Source organism: Pseudomonas sp. NFPP04, assembly GCF_900113815.1.
Classification (GTDB): domain Bacteria; phylum Pseudomonadota; class Gammaproteobacteria; order Pseudomonadales; family Pseudomonadaceae; genus Aquipseudomonas; species Aquipseudomonas extremorientalis.
In genome coordinates, this window is sequence record NZ_FOQS01000008.1 from 237062 (window position 1) to 253329 (window position 16268).

Sequence of the window (16268 nt, forward strand, 5' to 3'; positions counted from 1 at the left end):
GTGATCCGAACATGTTCAACCTCCACCACAAATCCGACCTGCAGCAAATCGAACGTTTCTCCTGCGCCCTGTCCGAATCCAACGCCAAGCTCGCCGCCATCAGCCGTTCCATGGCCATGATCGAATTCGACCCTGGCGGCGTGATCCTCGACGCCAACGACAATTTCTGCAAAACCATGGGCTACGGCGTTGAAGACATCCGTGGCAAACACCACCGCATCTTTTGCGACGAGGCTTACACCCACACCGACGCCTACGCCAAGCTATGGCACGACCTGGCGCGGGGCGAGGCGCTCAGCGGCACCTTCATGCGCTTGAACAAGCACGGCCAGGAAGTGTGGCTCGAAGCCAGCTACATGCCGGTGCTGGACAAGGACAATCACGTGCAGAGCGTGATCAAGGTCGCTTCGGATATTTCCGCGCGGGTTCACCATGAACATGAAAACCAGAGCCTGATCGATGCCATTAGCCGTTCCATGGCGGTAATCGAGTTCACTCCCCAGGGCCAGATCCTCAACGCCAACGAAAACTTCCTGAAAACCGTGCAGTACTCCCTGGATGAAATCGTCGGCCAGCACCACAGCCTGTTCTGCCATCGCCGTGACGTCGAGTCGCCAGCCTACAAGGCGTTCTGGGCGTCCCTGAACCGCGGCGAGTACCACTCGCACCGTTTCGAGCGCAAAGACAAATACGGCAAGACATTGTTCCTGGAGGCGTCCTACAACCCGATCTTCGACGCCAGCGGGCGCCTGTACAAAGTGGTGAAGTTCGCCAGCGACATTACCGACCAGGTCACCACCCTGCGCAACGCCGCCGACTCGGCTCACGCGACGTCAGTGCAAAACGATGTCTGCGCGCGCAAGGGCTCGGAGGTGGTGCAGCAGACCGTGCAGATCATTGAAGAAATTTCCAACGACCTGAACCAGGCGGCGCAGAGCATTGATGCGGTGAACAAGCAATCGGACATCATCGGCAGCATCGTGCAGACCATCCGCAGTATTGCCGAACAGACCAATATGCTCGCGCTCAATGCGGCGATTGAAGCGGCGCGGGCGGGCGAGCATGGGCGCGGCTTTGCGGTGGTGGCCGATGAAGTGCGCAGCCTCGCGGCACGTACCAGCCAGGCGACGGTGGAGATTGTCGATGTGGTGCGCAAGAACCACGACCTGTCGCTGAGCGCGGTGTCGAGCATGCAGTCGAGCTTGAGCCGCACGGGGCTGGGGGTGGAACTGGCGAATGAGGCGGGGCAGGTGATCCTGGAAATCCAGGAAGGGTCACGGCATGTGGTGGATGCGATCGGGCAGTTCAACTCGACATTGCAACTGCAATAGCCTGCAGGAGCGCGTTCGCTCCCGCAGGGGCGGATGGCGTCAGATCGCAGCCAGGGTTTCTTTGACTGTCTGCGCCTGCGGCTCAGCGGTTTTCGCCGCTACTTGCTGTTCTTGCTGCTGCTTCAGGCGTTCAGCCACCTGCTTGGAAATAGCGTCCTGCTTTTCCTGGGACATGTTCTGCACATCCGCCTCGGTCAAACCCTGCTCCTTGAGCAATTGCTCGCGGATACGCTCGGCCGGGGATTTGCTCATGTAGTCCGTGAATTCGGCACGTGCGCCGGAGGTGGCGCTGGTAGCCGGCACATCCGAGGTCGCCGCGCTGGTCTGCAACTGCACACGTGTCTTGGCGAAGGCTTCGTCGATGCGGTCGGCGGCCTTGTCCAGTTCCTTCTGCGCGGCCGGCACGGTCACGCTTTGCTGCGCGGCCTGCAGGGCACCGCTGTACAGCGCGCTGGCGGCGGCGTTGGCGGGGTCCATGTCGGGCCGTTTGATCTGTTGAACGGTCGACACGGCTTGGGTGTTGTTGTTAACCAGCATGATCGGTCACCTGTGGAAATGTGCGGTGCCACAGGTGGAGCAAATAGCGTGCCGGGCGTGAAGTGCCCGGTTTTATTGGGGATGGCGTGGCCTGCGCGGCAAGGGTTGTCCTGCCGGCGGCCAGCCGTTGCCGTCAATGGGCGATGTGTTCCAGCGCCAGGTTCCGCGTACGCGGCCCGAACCAACTGATGGTGATCATCACGATCAGCATGCTGCTTGCAATGAACGCCAACACTCCAGGCGTGCCCAGATGCTCGAGGATAAAACCGATCAACAAGCTGCTGAACACGGTGGACAAACGGCTGAACGAGTAACAGAAACCCACCGCCCGTGCGCGGATGTTGGTGGGGAACAGCTCGCTCTGATAGGAGTGGTAGCTGAAGCTCAGCCAGGCGTTGCAGAAGGTGATCATCACCCCGCAGATCACCAGACCCACCGCCGTGGTTTGCAGGGCGAACAGGCTGCCGAAGATCATCGCGCCCAGCGCCGATCCGACGATTTGCCATTTGTTTTCAAAGCGATTGGCGACCTTCACGAACAGCAGCGGCCCCAACGGGTAGGCGAGGGTGATGATGAAGGCGTAGAGCAAACTGTGGGTCACGCTGACGCCCTGGCCGGACAGCAACGCCGGCAACCAATTGCCGAAGCCGAAGAAACCGATGGCCTGGAACACATGAAACACGATCAGCATCAACGCACGGCGGCGGTACGGCGGTTGCCAGATATCGGCAAAGCGGCCACTGCCTTGCACGCTGACGGCTTGCGGCTCGGGTTCGTCCAGCGGTTTGCCGTGGTCTTTCTGGCAGCGTGCTTCCAGGTTGTCCATGATCGTCCCCGCTTCTGCGAAGCGGCCCTTTTGCGCAAGCCAGCGCGGTGACTCTGGCAGGCGCTTGCGCAGTTGCCAGATAAACAGCGCAAACACCGCACTGCTCAGCACCACCCAGCGCCAGCCCGACACGCCGAATGGCGCTTGCGGCACCAACCACCACGACATCAATGCCACCGCCGGCACCGACAGAAACTGGATGAAAAACGCAAAGGCAAACGCCGAGCTGCGCATGCGCTTGGGCACCAGTTCCGAGAGGTAGGCGTCGATGGTCACCAGTTCGATACCCAGGCCGATCCCCACCAGGAAACGCATGCCGATGATGCCCAGCGCTGACGTTTGAAGCCCCATCAACACGGTAGCGACGGTGTACCAGATCAACGCAAAGGTGAAGATCGCCCGGCGCCCGAAGCGGTCGGCGATGGGGCTTAGCAGGCTGGCGCCAAGGAACAGACCGAGAAAGGTCGCCGAGGCGAAGGCGGCCTGATCCGAGAAGCCGAACACACCCTCGCTGCCGGTGTGGAAAATCCCGTCGCTGATCAGGCCGGGGCTGATGTAGGCGGTCTGGAACAGGTCATACAGCTCGAAAAAACCACCGATGGACAGCAGCGCGACCAGGCGCCAGACGGTGGCGACGGCGGGCAGGCGGTCAATGCGTGCGCTGATGTGGGCGGCGCGGATCGGGTCGATGCCGTCGGTGCTAGAGAGTACGGGCATGGGAAAACTCAATAAGTGATCGGAATCTCGACTGTTTGAAACGCGCCATCCTGGGGATGCTTTCTCTCGCAGCGTGCTCAGTTATGGCCGTCGAGGGCAAAGGTTTTGAAGCCGGAGCGCTGGCTGAGGCGCTGGTAATACGCTTGCACCGCAGGATAGTCGGGATGCGCCAGTGGGGCGTTGCGCCAGCGGTGCACCGAGAGGCCGATGAGGATGTCGGCCAGGGTGAACTCATCGCCCGCGACGTAGGCGTCGGTCTTGAGCAACTGCTGTTCGAGCAGGCCCATCTTGTCATTCCACGCTTGCACGCCAGCCTGGATGCGCTGCGGGTCCTGGTAGTCCGGGTTCTGGCGCACCAGCGCATGGAACGCATAACCCCACGACGGGTTGAGTTCGGTGGCTTGCCAGTCCATCCATTGTTCCACGCGTGCCCGTGGCGCGGGTTCGGCGGGGAGCAGGTCGTGGCGTTGGTAGAGGCCGACGAGGTAGCGGCAGATGGTGTTGGACTCCCACAGCACGCCGTGGTCGTCGATCAGCACCGGCACCTGGGCGTTGGGGTTCAGGGCGAGGAACTCAGCGGATTGAGTGGGCTTGAAGCCGATGCCCCAGTCTTCGCGCTGGTAGTCGATGCCCAGTTCCTGGCAGGTCCAGAGTACTTTGCGCACGTTGATGGAAGAGGTGCGGCCCAAGATTTTCAGTGAGTGTCCCATGGTGCTTCCCTGGCATTTGGAGAAGGCTCAATCTAGCAGGGGTGATAGCAATGTGGGAGGGGGGTTGCCCCTACCACATAGGTCAAGTGCTTTCCCGTATCTGCAATTCAAAGCCCATATCCACCACCGGCTTGGCGATCTTGCTGCCTGCCATGATCGTCAGCAGATGCTCCGCCGCCCGCCGACCAATCGCTTCCCTTGGTGTACTGATACTGCTCAGGCGCGGCACCATGAACGACGACGCCGGTAAATCGTTGAAGCCCAGCACAGCCACGCGCTCCGGCACCTTGATGCCATGGCGCATGGCCTCCAGCAGGGCGCCCTGGGCCAGGTCGTCGTTGCCGAAAAAGATCGCATCCACGTCCGGATGGGTTGCCAGCAACTGCAGGAACAATTCACCTCCCAGGCCGACTGAGGAAGGGCGCGGCGTCAGTAGTTCCAGCGCCGGGTCGTACAGGCCGGCCTGTTGCAGCGCCCGGCGGAAACCTTCACCGCGCAGCAGCGTGCGTTGGTCCAGTTGCGCGCCGATATACGCCAGGCGCTTGCGCCCACGGGACAGCAAGTGCGCCGCCGCTGTCTCACCCGCCGCCAGTTGCGAGAAACCCACGCAGTTCACCCCGGCGTTGGGGTCCAGGTCCATCATGTACACGCAAGGCACATTGCTGGCCTCGACCATTCGTCGGGCGCTTTCGGTGCGATCAAAGCCGGTCAGCAACAAACCCCGTGGCTGATAGGCCATGTAGTTGCGCAACAGGTTTTCTTCTTCGTCGCGGGAATAGTGGGAATTGCCGATCAGCACTTCGAAGCCCTTGGGCCGCAGAACCTGGTGGATGGCTTCGAGGGTTTCGATAAACAGCAGGTTGGACAACGACGGCACCAACACCACCACCGAATGGCTCTGGGCCGAGGCCAGGGCGCGGGCGGCGGGGTTGACCACATAGTTCAGTGCGGCGGCGGCCTGCTGTACTTTCTCCACCAGTTCGGTGGCGACGGTACTGATGCCGCGCAGGGCGCGGGAGGCGGTAATCGGGCTGACGCCGGCCAGGCGGGCGACTTCGTTAAGGGTCGGGCGACCCGTGGTGCGCATTTTTTTATCGTTCTTGGAGGTCATCAGGCGGCTTGCCAAACAAAAATCGAGGCACTAAGGTAGCGCTGTCTCCAAGTAGCTGCAAATGCTTGAACGCTGGGTTGCCTGATCCGGTTCAAATGATTGGAGAGGATGCACGCGTCACTCCATAAAAATGACAAGACGGCGCGGGAAAGCCTGTTTTTGCACTAGCCTTACAGCGTGCAAAGGTAGCGCTATCTGCGTCCTGAGGTGTTTCATGAGTCAACCTGTTACCGCCCTGGTCATCATGGGTGTCGCCGGCTGTGGCAAGACCAGTGTCAGCGAGGCCCTGTGCCGCCTGAACGGCGCCACCGCGATCGAAGGCGACAGCTTTCACCCCGCCGCCAACATCGAAAAGATGAGCGCCGGCCACCCCCTCAACGACGACGACCGCGCCGGCTGGCTCGACATCCTGTGCGATGAACTGCGCCGTTCGCTCAAGGCGGGCGAGCATCCCGTGCTCACCTGTTCCGCCCTCAAGAAGAAATACCGCGACCACCTGCGCGAAGCCGCCCCGGGCCTGGGTTTTGTGTTCCTGGAACTGACCCGTGAAGTGGCCGCCGACCGTGTGTCCCATCGCCCCGGGCATTTCATGCCGGCCAGCCTCATAGACAGCCAGTTCGCCACCCTTGAATCGCCCAAGGGCGAGCCGCTGACCCTGGCCCTCAATGCCAGCGAAGACAGCGTCGAGCAGTTGGCCGAGCAGACCAATGCCTGGTGGCTGCAACACGGCTTTGAACCAACCCATTGATTTTTTGCCGGAAAAGATAGCGCTGTCCCCGGCAGGAAATTCAACACCCGCTTTAATAACAACAACAAACAGGAGAGACCCCCCATGTTTGGCATGTCCCACGAGTCCTACCTGCTGCTAGACGCAGTGGTTACCATCATCGGGTTGATCGTTCTGATCACCAAGTTCAAGGTGCACCCGTTCATTGCACTGATCATCGCGGCCGGCTTCCTCGGCCTGACCTCGGGCATGCCCGTGGACAAGATCATCAAGGCGTTCCAGGACGGCTTCGGCGGAGTGCTCGGCTTTGTCGGCATCATCCTCGCGCTCGGTACGATGCTCGGCAAGATGATGGCCGAATCCGGCGGTGCCGATCAGATCGCCCAGACCCTGATCCGCGCCTTCGGCAAAGAGAAGGTCCAGTGGGCCATGATGTTCGCCGCGTTCCTGGTGGGCATCCCGCTGTTCTTCGAGATCGGCTTCGTGCTGTTGATCCCGCTGGTGTTCATCGTCGCGCGCCGTACCGGTGTGTCGCTGATCAAGATCGGCATCCCGTTGCTGGCCGGCCTGTCGGCGGTACACGGCCTGGTGCCTCCGCACCCGGGCCCACTGCTGGCCATCGGCGTGTTTGGCGCGGACATCGGCAAGACCATTCTCTACGGCCTGATCGTCGCACTGCCGACAGCGATCATCGCCGGCCCGATCTTCGGTACGTTCATCGCCAAGTACATCCCGGGCAACCCGTCCCAGGAACTGGTCGATCAACTGGCCCGCGAGCCTGAGAACAAAGACCTGCCGAGCTTCGGCATTACCCTGGTCACCGTGCTGCTGCCGGTGTTCCTGATGCTGCTGAAAACCTTCGCCGACATCGCGTTTGCCGAAGGCAACGTGGTACGCAACTGGATGGACATGATCGGTCACCCGATCACCGCCTTGCTGCTGGCGTTGCTGCTGTCGCTGTACACCTTTGGCCATCGCCAGGGCATCCACTCCAAGCAGATCCTCAAGCTGCTCGACGCCAGCCTCGCGCCGACCGCCGCGATCATCCTGATCATCGGTGCCGGTGGTGGCTTCAAGCAGATGCTGGTGACCAGCGGCGTGGGCGATGTGATCGGCCACATGGCGGTGAACGCGCAGATCAACCCGATCCTGCTGGCGTGGCTGGTGGCGGCGGTGATCCGTGTGGCGACCGGTTCGGCTACCGTCGCGACCATTACCGGCGCGGGTATCGTGGTGCCGGTGGTGGGGATGATTCCGGGGGTTAACCGTGAGCTGCTGGTGCTGGCGACGGGGGCGGGCTCGTTGATCCTGTCTCACGTCAACGATGCGGGGTTCTGGCTGGTGAAGCAGTACTTCAACATGACCGTGGCCGAGACGTTCAAGACGTGGACGGCGATGGAGACCATTCTGTCGGTGGTCGCGCTGATCTTCATCATGCTGCTGTCGTTGGTGGTCTAAGCCACACCATGGAACAAATGTGGGAGGGGGCAAGCCCCTCCCACAGTTTTGACTGCAGTTCTACAGGTGGATCCGGTCAGGCTTTGGTGACCAGGCCATCCGCCCGGAACATCCCGCGAATCCCGCGCACTGCCTGGCGGATCCGGTCCTGGTTCTCGATCAGCGCAAAGCGCACGTGATCATCGCCATACTCGCCAAATCCAATCCCGGGCGACACACATACCTTCGCCTCCAGCAGCAGTTTCTTGGCAAATTCCAGCGAGCCCAGGGCGGCATACTGCTCGGGAATCTTGGCCCAGACGTACATCGACGCCTTGGGGTTCTCCACCATCCAGCCCAGCTCATGCAGGCCCTTGACCAGCACATTGCGGCGCTGGCGGTACTGCTCGGCGATGTCCTTCACGCACTGTTGGTCGCCTTCCAATGCAGCAATCGCGGCGACTTGCAGCGGGGTAAAGGTGCCGTAGTCGTGGTAGCTCTTGATCCGCGCCAGGGCGTTGACCAGCTCCGGGTTACCCACCATGAATCCGATGCGCCAGCCGGCCATGTTGTAGCTCTTGGACAGGGTGAAAAACTCCACCGCAATGTCCTTGGCGCCAGGCACTTGCATGATCGACGGGGCTTTCCAGCCGTCGTAGACGATGTCGGCGTAGGCCAGGTCATGCACCACCAGCACGTCGTACTGCTTGGCCAGGGCGATCACGCGTTCGAAGAAGTCCAGTTCCACGCACTGCGCGGTAGGGTTGGACGGGAAACCGAGGATCATCATTTTCGGCTTGGGGATCGAGCCGCGAATCGCCCGTTCCAGCTCAGCGAAGAAGTCCACGCCAGGCACCAGCGGCACTGAACGCACCTGGGCACCGGCAATCACCGCACCGTAGATGTGGATCGGATAGCTCGGGTTGGGCACCAGCACCGTGTCGCCCTGGTCCAGAGTGGCGAGCATCAAGTGCGCCAGGCCTTCCTTGGAACCGATGGTGACGATGGCTTCCGACTCGGGGTCGATGTCCACTTCATAGCGGTCCTTGTACCAGCGCGAAATCGCCCGGCGCAGACGCGGAATGCCTTTGGAGGTGGAGTAGCCGTGGGTGTCTTCACGCTGGGCGACGGTGACCATTTTCTCCACGATGTGGGCAGGCGTGGCGCCGTCAGGGTTACCCATGCTCAAGTCGATGATGTCTTCGCCGCGCCGACGCGCAGCCATCTTCAGCTCGGCAGTGATATTGAAAACATACGGGGGGAGTCGATCTATGCGCGCAAAGCGGCGCGGCGAACCTTGGTCGGCCATTGTTGCCTCGAGAGTACGTAAGCGCCCGGAACCGTCCGAGCGACGTCGGCCACTGCGGTGGCCTGCGGGGCAGACAATACGGTCGATGATGGCCAGTTGTCCAGATGCGTAGGAAAATTTTCTGCATGGAGTAGCGCGTGGATATGCCCCTATACTCGATACGGGTTTGTTCCCTCATAAGAAGGAGACTGTTCGTATGGATCAGCAGACAAAACAACCGTTGGAGCCACGCATGGAAGCAGGCAAGGCCCTGGTGATTGCCGGTGTACAAGGGCGTTATTCGAAGGCCACCGTGGGCGATATCCCCAAGCTGTGGGAATTGTTCGACACCTGCATCAAGGACATCAGGAAGCGCGTCGGCGGTGTGACCTATGGCGTTTGCCATAACCCCAACCATGGCGAATTCGACTACATGGCGGGTGTCGAAGTCCCCAACAAGGGCGACGTGCCGAGCAACTTTGAATACATCGAAATTCCGCCGCTCAACTATGCCGTGTTCCCGCATTACGGGCCGGTGCAGGCGCTGGAACAGACGTACGAACGCATCATGTTCGAGTGGCTGCCGCACTCGGGCTACAAGGTGATGGGTGCGGATTTCGAACGCTACAGCGAGGATTTTGATGCGCGTAAGGGCACCGGGACGGTGGAGATCTGGTTGCCGGTGGGCGAAAGAGGCTGAAGCACTCGCCGATGTCACGTAAACAGGACATTAACGTCTGAAAGTCATGTTTACGTGACATCAAAGGGCTGGGTTAAACACCCTCTTCAATCTGCGCTCATACCCGATCCGCCCTTTATACGCCTCCCCGCTATCGACCCAACCAGCCGACAGATACAACCCCATCGCCGCCACATTGTCCGCGTCCACCGACAACTCCAGGCCCCTGATCTGCGGCCACGCAGCCAATGCCGCCGCCGGCAGCGCCTGCAAGCACGCCTTGCCGAACCCGCGCCCTTGTTGATGCCGATCGACCTGCAACGCATGCAAGGTCGCGCTGTGCTCATCGGCCCAATGGGGCAGGCACGGTGGGCGTTTGAGCAGCAGGAAGGCCACCGGTATTTCGTCGGAGAGCAGGGCGAAGCCCTTGATGGCGCCGGGGCTGGGGTTGACCAGCAGGCTGTTCAGCGCACAGTAGATATCGCCGGAATACGGCAGTTGCTCGGGATGCACTTGCAGGGTGTCGAGTTGCTGTTTCTGCACAAGGCTCAGCGTCTCATAGGCGGCGAGGCGGGTTTCCATCGGTGGCGCATCCGAAATCCTACAAAGAGGCGTGGATTCTAGCGGGTTTGCCGAGGGCGAAATTATTTTTCAGCGGGGTGTCGATTTGTCGGCGGGCCATTCGACCAAGGGTGTCTTCCGTGATGTTTTCCAACCCGAGGAGTATCGCCATGAGCACTGCCATCAACACCCTGATCGAACAATGGAAGCAAGCTGTCACCGCCAAGGATGTCGACAAGATTGTCAGCTTTTATGCCGAGGATATCGTCGCGTTCGACGCCGTTGGCGCCCTGCAATTCAAAGGCAAGGCCGCCTACCAGGCGCACTGGAAGGCCTGCATGGAGTTCTGTCCCGGCCCCGGCATTTTCGACTTTCATGAGCTGCATATCGTAGCCGGAGAAGACAGCGCCTTTGCCCACTGGCTCGCCCACTGTGGTGGCGCCGGGCCGGATGGCGTGCTCAAGACGTGCTGGATGCGGGTCAGCGCCGGTTACCAGCGCATCAACGGGCATTGGAAGGTGGTGCATGAGCACTGGTCCGCGCCTTTTGACATGGAAACCGGTGCCGGTCTGTTCGACCTGAAACCTTGACCTGCGCGATCTATAGTCAGTAATCCGAAAACGGAGAACGCCATGAAATACCTGTGCCTGATCTACAGCAACGAACAGGTGCTGCACACCTCGCCGGACAGCCCCGCCGACCCGGAGTGCTTCGCCTACGCGCAGTCCGTGCAGGCCAGCGGTCGCATGCTGGCCGCCGAGCCGTTGGCGTCGGTGAGCACCGCCACCACCGTGCGCATGCGCAATGGCAAGCTGTCGATCACCGACGGGCCGTTTGCCGAAACCAAGGAACAGCTCGCCGGCTTCTACCTGATCGAGGCCCGTGACTTGAACGAAGCGATCCAGGTGGCTGGCGGTATTCCGGCCGCCCGGGTCGGCAGTGTAGAAGTGCGTCCCGTGCGTGAATTGAATCTGTGACTGCAACAACCTCGGTCGATGCCCTTTACCGCAGCGAATCACGTCGGGTTCTCGCAACGCTGATTCGCTTGCTGGGCGACTTCGACCTGGCCGAAGAAGCCCTGCACGACGCGTTTTTCGTCGCCGTGCAGCGCTGGCCCCTGGACGGTGTGCCAGCCAACCCAAGGGCATGGCTGGTGTCGACCGGGCGCTTCAAGGCCATCGACCGTCTGCGCCGCCAGGCGCGGTTTACCCCGTTGTTGCAGGAGCAGGCCGACACGCTGGAAGCGGCTGACTGGAGCGATCAAGACGTGGAAGACGACCGCCTGCGCCTTATTTTCACCTGCTGCCACCCAGCACTGGCGGCAGATGCCCAGGCGGCGCTGACCCTGCGTGAGATCTGCGACCTCACCACCGAGGAAATCGCCCGGGCGTTCCTGGCCACGCCGGCGACCATCGCCCAGCGCATCGTGCGCGCCAAGGGCAAGATCCGCGAGGCGAAAATCCCTTATCAAGTGCCGTCCAAGGACGCGCTGCCGGAGCGTTTGGATGCGGTGCTGCGGGTGATTTACCTGGTGTTCAACGAGGGGTATTCGGCGTCCATCGGTGCCGACCTGACCCGCGAGGAGTTGACCCGCGAAGCGATTCGCCTGGGGCGCCTGCTGCTGGAGTTGCTGCCCGAACCGGAAGTCATGGGCCTGCTGGCCTTGATGCTGCTGCACGAGTCCCGCCGCCCGGCGCGCACCTCGGCCGAGGGTGAGTTGGTGCTGCTGGCTGAGCAGGATCGCTCGCTGTGGGACGCCTCGTTGATTGCCGAAGGTTGTGCCCTGGTCGAGCGCGCGCTGGGCACACGGCGCTTTGGTCCGTATTGCCTGCAGGCCGCCATCGCCGCGGTGCATGCCGAAGCGGCGCGTGCCGATGAGACGGACTGGCCGCAGATCGTCGGGCTCTACGATGTATTGCTCAGGGCCGTGCCGTCACCGGTGATCGAACTGAACCGCGCCGTAGCCCTGGCCATGCGCGATGGGCCGTTGGCGGGGTTGCAGCAGGTGGAGGGCATTCTGGCACGCGGCGAGTTGCTGGATTACCACTTGGTGCATTCGGCGCGGGGGGAGTTCTGCCGGCAACTGGGGCGCGTCGAAGAGGCGCGCGCCGCCTACGCAAAAGCCCAGTCGCTGACCCAGCAGGGCCCGGAACGACGTTTCCTCGAACAACGTTTGCAAAACCTGTAGGCGGTGTCATTCGAGCATTTGACTGAGCATCCAACTGCCCGCCGGCCCAGGTGGGTGTTGTCGCGACCACAACGCATCCACCGCCACCGAGCGTGGCCAACCCCGAACGTTGAGTTCAATCAGTTCGGCATTGCCAAAGCGCTCCACCAACCAGCGTGGTAACTCCGCCCAGCCGAAACCGAGTTGAGCCATCTCCATCAGCATCAGAAAACTCGGCGCCGACCACACCCGGCCCATGGGGCGTGTCTCGTTGGGGCTGATGATGCTTGCCAGGCGCAGTTCCCGGTGTTGTTGCAGGGCCTGCGAGTCGATGTTTTCTACGCGCGCCAATGGGTGAGTGGGGGCGACGAACAGTGCGATTTCCGTGCGTTCGGCCACGGGCGAGTGGGTCAGGTCGGGCGGGTAGATGTGCTGGGCTTCGATCAAGGCAATCTGTGCACGGCCGCTCTGCACCAGGGCGATCAGGTCTTCACACTCGGCGATCAGCCATTCCAGTTCAAGGTCCGGGTAGCGATGTTCAAAGGCCTTGAGGGCGATCTCGAAGCGTTCCGACTGATACGTATCGGACATGGCGATCGTGACCTTCGGCTCCAACCCCTGGGACAACTGGCTCGCCGCCAGTTCCAGGCGACTGCTGGCCTCCAGCACCTGTTCGGCGCGCTGCAGCAGCACATGGCCGGCCGGGGTCAGCGTCGGCTTGCGGCTGCTGCGGTCGAACAGCACCACATCCAGGTCAATCTCCAGGCTCGCCACGGCCGCACTGACGGTGGACTGGCTCTTGCCCAGCTTGCGTGCCGCCGCCGAAAACGAGCCTTGGGTAGCGGCCTGGACAAACGCTTGCAGCACTTCGTGGGAGGCCATGACTATCGCCTTGATCGATGGTTATTAGTTATGAAGTATCGATTCAAAGGGTAATCATGGCAACCATCGTCCTTCACAGAGCACAGGTTATGAGCCCTACCAAGTCGATTACTGAACGCGTTTGCCAGGCCCTGGGTTTTGAAGGCCTGGCGTTGTTGATCTGTACGCCGCTGCTGGTCTGGATCACCGGCAGGCCGGCCCTGGAAATGGGCGCGGTGACCCTGGGCCTGAGCCTGTTGGCGCTGACCTGGAACATCATCTTCAACAGCCTGTTCGACCGCCTCAAGGTGCGCCTGCAACTGTCCAACGGCGGTTGGACGCGAGTGTTGCATGCGCTGATGTTCGAAGGCGGGCTGATCATCGTCGCCGTGCCGCTGATCGCGGCGTGGCTGAACATCAGCCTGATGCAGGCGTTCATGCTCGACATCGGCGTGTTGCTGTTTTTCCTGCCGTACACCTATGTGTATCACTGGGGGTATGACGTGATCCGGGAAAAAATCATCAACAGAAACGCGCCTGCAGGTTATGTGTGAAATCAGAGGAACATGCCGCCTGAGGCTTCGATGCGTTGCCCGGTGATCCAGTGGCTGCCATCGGCCAGCAGGGTCGAGATCGCCCCGCCAATGTCGTCCGGCAAACCGGCGCGACCCAGGGCGGTGTTGTTGGCCACCATCGCATTCACATCCGGGTTGTCGCGCACGGCGCCGCCGCTGAAATCCGTGGCAATGGCGCCAGGGGCCAGGGTGTTCACGCTGATCCCGCGCGGGCCCAGTTCCTTGGCCTGGTAGCGCGACAGCACCTCCACCGCACCTTTCATCGACGCATAAGCCGCATACCCCGGCAGGCTGAACCGCGCCAGGCCGCTGGAAATATTGAGGATGCGCCCACCATCGCAGATCAGCGGCAGCAATTTTTGCGTGAGGAAAAACGGTGCCTTGAAGTGGATCGCTACCAATTGGTCGAACTGCGCTTCGGTGGTCTCGGCAAAACTGGCGTGGGCGCCGATACCGGCGTTGTTGATCAGAAAGTTGAAGTGATCCTGTGCAAACACGTCCTTGAGCAGGGTGCCGACTTCGCCGACAAAGGCATCGAAGCGGTCGCTCTGGCTCACATCCAGTTGCAGCATGGCGGCGCGGCCACCCAGGGCCTGGACCTGCTCGACCACCGTCTGGGCTTCAGCTGCCGCGCTGTGGTAGGTGCCGATGATGTCGACGCCCTGGGCCGCCAGGTGCAGCGCGGCGCTTTTGCCCAGGCCACGGCTGGCGCCGGTGATCAGTGCGATTTTACGGGGCATGGTGCAGTCCTCTCAGGTGATTGGTGGGACTGAGTGTATTTATTCGTCCGTAACGTGATAAACAGCGCCATACCGGAATCACTGGCCGGATAAGGCGAACAATCCCATGAATAAACTTGAGCTGTTGCGCACCTTCGTGCGCGTCACCGAACTGTCGAGTTTTACCCAGGCCGGCGAGAGCCTCGGCCTGCCGCGCTCGACCGTGTCCGAGCATGTGCAAGCCCTGGAAGAACTGCTCGGCGCGCGCCTGTTGCAACGCACCACGCGTAAGGTGCAGGCGACCCAGGACGGCCGGGTTTTGTATGAGCGCAGCAAGGACCTGCTGTCGCACATGGAGGAGTTGGAAGGGTTGTTTCGCCAGGATGAGGCGCAACTGAGCGGGCGCATCCGGGTGGACATGCCCACCGTGATGGCGCGGGAGTTGATCCTGCCGCGCTTGCCCGAATTCATGGACGCGCACCCGCTGATCGAGCTGGAGATCAGCAGTTCCGACCGCCAGGTGGACCTGATCGCCGAAGGCTTTGATTGCGTGTTGCGTGTCGGTGCCCAGCCGGATCAAACGGTGGTCGCACGAAAAGTCTGCAGCATGCCGATGGTCAACTGCGTGAGCCCGGTCTACCTGCAACGCTATGGCACGCCGATGACCCTGGCGGACCTGGCGCAGCATCAACTGGTGCATTACGTACGGCCGCTGGGGTCACGCTCGGCGGGCTTCGAATACCAGCAGGGCAATAAGGTGCACCGCGTGCCGATGGCCGGGCGGGTCACGGTCAACAGCACAGATGCCTATCAGGCTGCTTGCCTGGGTGGTTTCGGGATTACCCAGGTGCCGTTGCTCGGTATCCGCGCGTTGCTGGCGCGAGGCGAACTGGTCAGCGTCCTGCCGGATTACCCGGCTCCCCCATTGGACGTGTCGATGCTCTATGCCGGGCAACGGCATTTGCCGCAACGTGTGCGGGTATTCATGGAGTGGCTGGCTGCGACGTTGCAAGCCCAGCTCTAACGCCGTGCCGACAATTGCTGCGGCGCCAGGAACGCGTCGTGGAAGTAATCGCGCACCGCCTGCATCGCCGGGGTGAACGCGCGTTCGCGGTGCCAGGCCAGGCCCACGCTCATTGGCGTGACGGGGTCGGTGACGGTGAGGGTTTCGATGCGCTTGCCTTCCAGGGACCAGGGCCGATGCACCAGGTCGGACAGGATCGCCACGCCGCTGCCATTGGCGACCATGCTGCGCACCGCTTCCACCGAACTGGTGCGCAGCCGCACCTGGGGCGTTTGCCCGGCCTGTTCCCAATAGCGCATGGCGCTGTGTTCGGCCTCGTCGACGGTGAGCAGGATGTAGGGTTCCCGGGCCACATCAGCCAGGCTCACGGCGCCGCGCTCGCACAGCGGGTGGTGGCTGGGCAGCCACAGGCGGCGTTCCGAGTTGAACAAGATCTCCGAGACGATAGCCGGGTGGGTAAGGTTCGCGGTGAGCACCACCGCCATATCGAACTGGCCGTCGAGCAAACCCTGTTCGATGGCCTGGCGTTCCTGCTCGAAGACCTCGATGGTCACGTCCGGGTGCCAGTGCTCCATGCGCTGCAAGTGGTGCGGCAGGAAGTAGCCGAGCACCGTGTAGCTGGCCGCCAGGCGCAGCACGCCGCTGGCGCGGTAGTCGGGCAGCGGGCTGTTCAGCGCGTCATCGACACTGCGCAGGATCACGTAGGCGCGGTTGAGAAAATGCCGCCCGGCGTCAGTCAGGTTCATGCCCTGGGCCGAACGCACGAACAGTTGCACACCGAGCATGCCCTCCAGCTCCTTGATCGCCGTGGTCACCGCCGACTGGGAGATGTTCAGGTGGATGGCCGCCTGGGAAATCTGGCCGATCTCGGCGGTGGCGACAAAGTAGCGGACTTGGCGCAAGGTCAGGGACATCGGCCTCTCCAAAACGTAGGGCTATCTGATTTTCAGAAGATGGGTCATCTGATAATAGATCTTCCCAAGGGGTCAAGGGGCAGC

The 16268-nt window shown here is 61.8% G+C and carries 17 protein-coding genes and 2 pseudogenes; 10 read left to right on the forward strand and 9 right to left on the reverse strand.

Annotated features, from left to right (window positions below; genetic code table 11):
* Positions 1 to 11: 11 nt before the first annotated feature.
* Both BM017_RS29700 and BM017_RS29705 read left to right on the forward strand, forming a co-directional pair.
* A pseudogene (locus BM017_RS29700) lies at positions 12 to 788 on the forward strand (PAS domain-containing protein); the annotation flags it as partial.
* A 141-nt stretch (positions 789 to 929) separates the two neighbouring features.
* A pseudogene (locus BM017_RS29705) lies at positions 930 to 1331 on the forward strand (methyl-accepting chemotaxis protein); the annotation flags it as partial.
* A 39-nt stretch (positions 1332 to 1370) separates the two neighbouring features.
* Here the strand turns inward: BM017_RS29705 and BM017_RS18725 are convergent.
* The 4 genes from BM017_RS18725 to BM017_RS18740 form a co-directional block, all read right to left on the reverse strand.
* Positions 1371 to 1868: a hypothetical protein gene (locus BM017_RS18725; RefSeq protein ID WP_071489477.1), complete on the reverse strand. Its 498-nt coding sequence runs from the start codon at positions 1866 to 1868 to the stop codon at positions 1371 to 1373.
* Positions 1869 to 2001: 133 nt separating this feature from the next.
* Entirely contained in the window at positions 2002 to 3411 is a 1410-nt protein-coding gene (locus BM017_RS18730; RefSeq protein WP_092247044.1) for an MFS transporter, read from the reverse strand.
* Positions 3412 to 3488: 77 nt separating this feature from the next.
* The gene (locus BM017_RS18735) at positions 3489 to 4121 is read right to left on the reverse strand and encodes a glutathione S-transferase family protein (protein ID WP_092247047.1); all 633 of its coding nucleotides are present in this window, start codon (positions 4119 to 4121) and stop codon (positions 3489 to 3491) included.
* An 82-nt stretch (positions 4122 to 4203) separates the two neighbouring features.
* Positions 4204 to 5235, reverse strand: coding sequence for an HTH-type transcriptional regulator GntR (locus BM017_RS18740; RefSeq protein WP_170856098.1), 1032 nt, complete (start codon positions 5233 to 5235; stop codon positions 4204 to 4206).
* A gap of 211 nt (positions 5236 to 5446) precedes the next feature.
* Between BM017_RS18740 and BM017_RS18745 the strand changes: the two genes are divergently transcribed.
* Positions 5447 to 5980, forward strand: a complete 534-nt coding sequence (locus tag BM017_RS18745) for a gluconokinase (RefSeq protein ID WP_071489482.1) — start codon at positions 5447 to 5449, stop codon at positions 5978 to 5980.
* A gap of 84 nt (positions 5981 to 6064) precedes the next feature.
* Positions 6065 to 7417 (forward strand): GntP family permease, encoded by a 1353-nt coding sequence (locus tag BM017_RS18750; protein ID WP_058423189.1) that lies wholly within the window; start codon positions 6065 to 6067, stop codon positions 7415 to 7417.
* Positions 7418 to 7493: 76 nt separating this feature from the next.
* Here BM017_RS18750 and alaC read toward each other — a convergent pair whose 3' ends face one another.
* On the reverse strand, positions 7494 to 8705 hold the full coding sequence (gene alaC / locus BM017_RS18755; RefSeq protein WP_071489483.1) for an alanine transaminase: 1212 nt from the start codon (positions 8703 to 8705) through the stop codon (positions 7494 to 7496).
* A gap of 196 nt (positions 8706 to 8901) precedes the next feature.
* Between alaC and BM017_RS18760 the strand changes: the two genes are divergently transcribed.
* On the forward strand, positions 8902 to 9384 hold the full coding sequence (locus BM017_RS18760) for a GyrI-like domain-containing protein (RefSeq protein WP_092247050.1): 483 nt from the start codon (positions 8902 to 8904) through the stop codon (positions 9382 to 9384).
* Positions 9385 to 9444: 60 nt separating this feature from the next.
* On the opposite strand, the gene BM017_RS18765 is transcribed toward BM017_RS18760, so the two are convergent.
* Positions 9445 to 9945, reverse strand: a complete 501-nt coding sequence (locus BM017_RS18765) for a GNAT family N-acetyltransferase (RefSeq protein WP_092247054.1) — start codon at positions 9943 to 9945, stop codon at positions 9445 to 9447.
* Positions 9946 to 10094: 149 nt separating this feature from the next.
* On the opposite strand from BM017_RS18765, the gene BM017_RS18770 reads away from it, so the two are divergent.
* From BM017_RS18770 to BM017_RS18780, 3 genes are read left to right on the forward strand one after another with little or no spacing between them, the layout of a single operon-like run.
* Positions 10095 to 10514 (forward strand): YybH family protein, encoded by a 420-nt coding sequence (locus BM017_RS18770; protein WP_092247057.1) that lies wholly within the window; start codon positions 10095 to 10097, stop codon positions 10512 to 10514.
* A 42-nt stretch (positions 10515 to 10556) separates the two neighbouring features.
* A complete protein-coding gene (locus BM017_RS18775) occupies positions 10557 to 10901 on the forward strand; it encodes a YciI family protein (RefSeq protein ID WP_092247060.1) in 345 nt (114 codons plus the stop codon).
* Positions 10898 to 12112 (forward strand): RNA polymerase sigma factor, encoded by a 1215-nt coding sequence (locus tag BM017_RS18780; RefSeq protein WP_092247062.1) that lies wholly within the window; start codon positions 10898 to 10900, stop codon positions 12110 to 12112. Before BM017_RS18775 ends, BM017_RS18780 begins: the two co-directional genes overlap by 4 nt.
* A 6-nt stretch (positions 12113 to 12118) precedes the next feature.
* On the opposite strand, the gene BM017_RS18785 is transcribed toward BM017_RS18780, so the two are convergent.
* The gene (locus BM017_RS18785; RefSeq protein WP_092247065.1) at positions 12119 to 12973 is read right to left on the reverse strand and encodes a LysR family transcriptional regulator; all 855 of its coding nucleotides are present in this window, start codon (positions 12971 to 12973) and stop codon (positions 12119 to 12121) included.
* Positions 12974 to 13062: 89 nt separating this feature from the next.
* Here BM017_RS18785 and BM017_RS18790 point away from each other — a divergent pair, with 89 nt between their 5' ends.
* Positions 13063 to 13506 (forward strand): multidrug/biocide efflux PACE transporter, encoded by a 444-nt coding sequence (locus tag BM017_RS18790; RefSeq protein WP_092247068.1) that lies wholly within the window; start codon positions 13063 to 13065, stop codon positions 13504 to 13506.
* 2 nt (positions 13507 to 13508) lie between these two features.
* Here the strand turns inward: BM017_RS18790 and BM017_RS18795 are convergent, their stop codons facing one another.
* Positions 13509 to 14267, reverse strand: coding sequence for an SDR family NAD(P)-dependent oxidoreductase (locus tag BM017_RS18795; protein ID WP_071489490.1), 759 nt, complete (start codon positions 14265 to 14267; stop codon positions 13509 to 13511).
* 106 nt (positions 14268 to 14373) lie between these two features.
* Between BM017_RS18795 and BM017_RS18800 the strand changes: the two genes are divergently transcribed.
* A complete protein-coding gene (locus BM017_RS18800) occupies positions 14374 to 15270 on the forward strand; it encodes a LysR family transcriptional regulator (RefSeq protein WP_092247071.1) in 897 nt (298 codons plus the stop codon).
* Here BM017_RS18800 and BM017_RS18805 read toward each other — a convergent pair.
* Positions 15267 to 16184 carry a LysR family transcriptional regulator gene (locus tag BM017_RS18805; RefSeq protein ID WP_071489492.1) on the reverse strand — a complete coding sequence of 306 codons (918 nt, stop codon included), beginning with the start codon at positions 16182 to 16184 and terminating at the stop codon, positions 15267 to 15269. The genes BM017_RS18800 and BM017_RS18805 overlap by 4 nt on opposite strands.
* Between the last annotated feature and the right edge of the window lie 84 nt (positions 16185 to 16268).

What these genes read in the sequence shown, in the direction of transcription:
- BM017_RS18760 (WP_092247050.1), top strand. Translation starts at nt 8,902, where the DNA reads ATGGATCAGCAGACAAAACAACCGTTGGAGCCACGCATGGAAGCAGGC.
- BM017_RS18765 (WP_092247054.1), bottom strand. Translation starts at nt 9,945, where the DNA reads ATGGAAACCCGCCTCGCCGCCTATGAGACGCTGAGCCTTGTGCAGAAA.
- BM017_RS18800 (WP_092247071.1), top strand. Translation starts at nt 14,374, where the DNA reads ATGAATAAACTTGAGCTGTTGCGCACCTTCGTGCGCGTCACCGAACTG.
- BM017_RS18725 (WP_071489477.1), bottom strand. Translation starts at nt 1,868, where the DNA reads ATGCTGGTTAACAACAACACCCAAGCCGTGTCGACCGTTCAACAGATC.
- BM017_RS18775 (WP_092247060.1), top strand. Translation starts at nt 10,557, where the DNA reads ATGAAATACCTGTGCCTGATCTACAGCAACGAACAGGTGCTGCACACC.
- BM017_RS18730 (WP_092247044.1), bottom strand. Translation starts at nt 3,411, where the DNA reads ATGCCCGTACTCTCTAGCACCGACGGCATCGACCCGATCCGCGCCGCC.
- BM017_RS18745 (WP_071489482.1), top strand. Translation starts at nt 5,447, where the DNA reads ATGAGTCAACCTGTTACCGCCCTGGTCATCATGGGTGTCGCCGGCTGT.
- BM017_RS18750 (WP_058423189.1), top strand. Translation starts at nt 6,065, where the DNA reads ATGTTTGGCATGTCCCACGAGTCCTACCTGCTGCTAGACGCAGTGGTT.
- BM017_RS18795 (WP_071489490.1), bottom strand. Translation starts at nt 14,267, where the DNA reads ATGCCCCGTAAAATCGCACTGATCACCGGCGCCAGCCGTGGCCTGGGC.
- BM017_RS18805 (WP_071489492.1), bottom strand. Translation starts at nt 16,184, where the DNA reads ATGTCCCTGACCTTGCGCCAAGTCCGCTACTTTGTCGCCACCGCCGAG.
- BM017_RS18790 (WP_092247068.1), top strand. Translation starts at nt 13,063, where the DNA reads ATGAGCCCTACCAAGTCGATTACTGAACGCGTTTGCCAGGCCCTGGGT.
- BM017_RS18735 (WP_092247047.1), bottom strand. Translation starts at nt 4,121, where the DNA reads ATGGGACACTCACTGAAAATCTTGGGCCGCACCTCTTCCATCAACGTG.
- alaC (WP_071489483.1), bottom strand. Translation starts at nt 8,705, where the DNA reads ATGGCCGACCAAGGTTCGCCGCGCCGCTTTGCGCGCATAGATCGACTC.
- BM017_RS18770 (WP_092247057.1), top strand. Translation starts at nt 10,095, where the DNA reads ATGAGCACTGCCATCAACACCCTGATCGAACAATGGAAGCAAGCTGTC.
- BM017_RS18785 (WP_092247065.1), bottom strand. Translation starts at nt 12,973, where the DNA reads ATGGCCTCCCACGAAGTGCTGCAAGCGTTTGTCCAGGCCGCTACCCAA.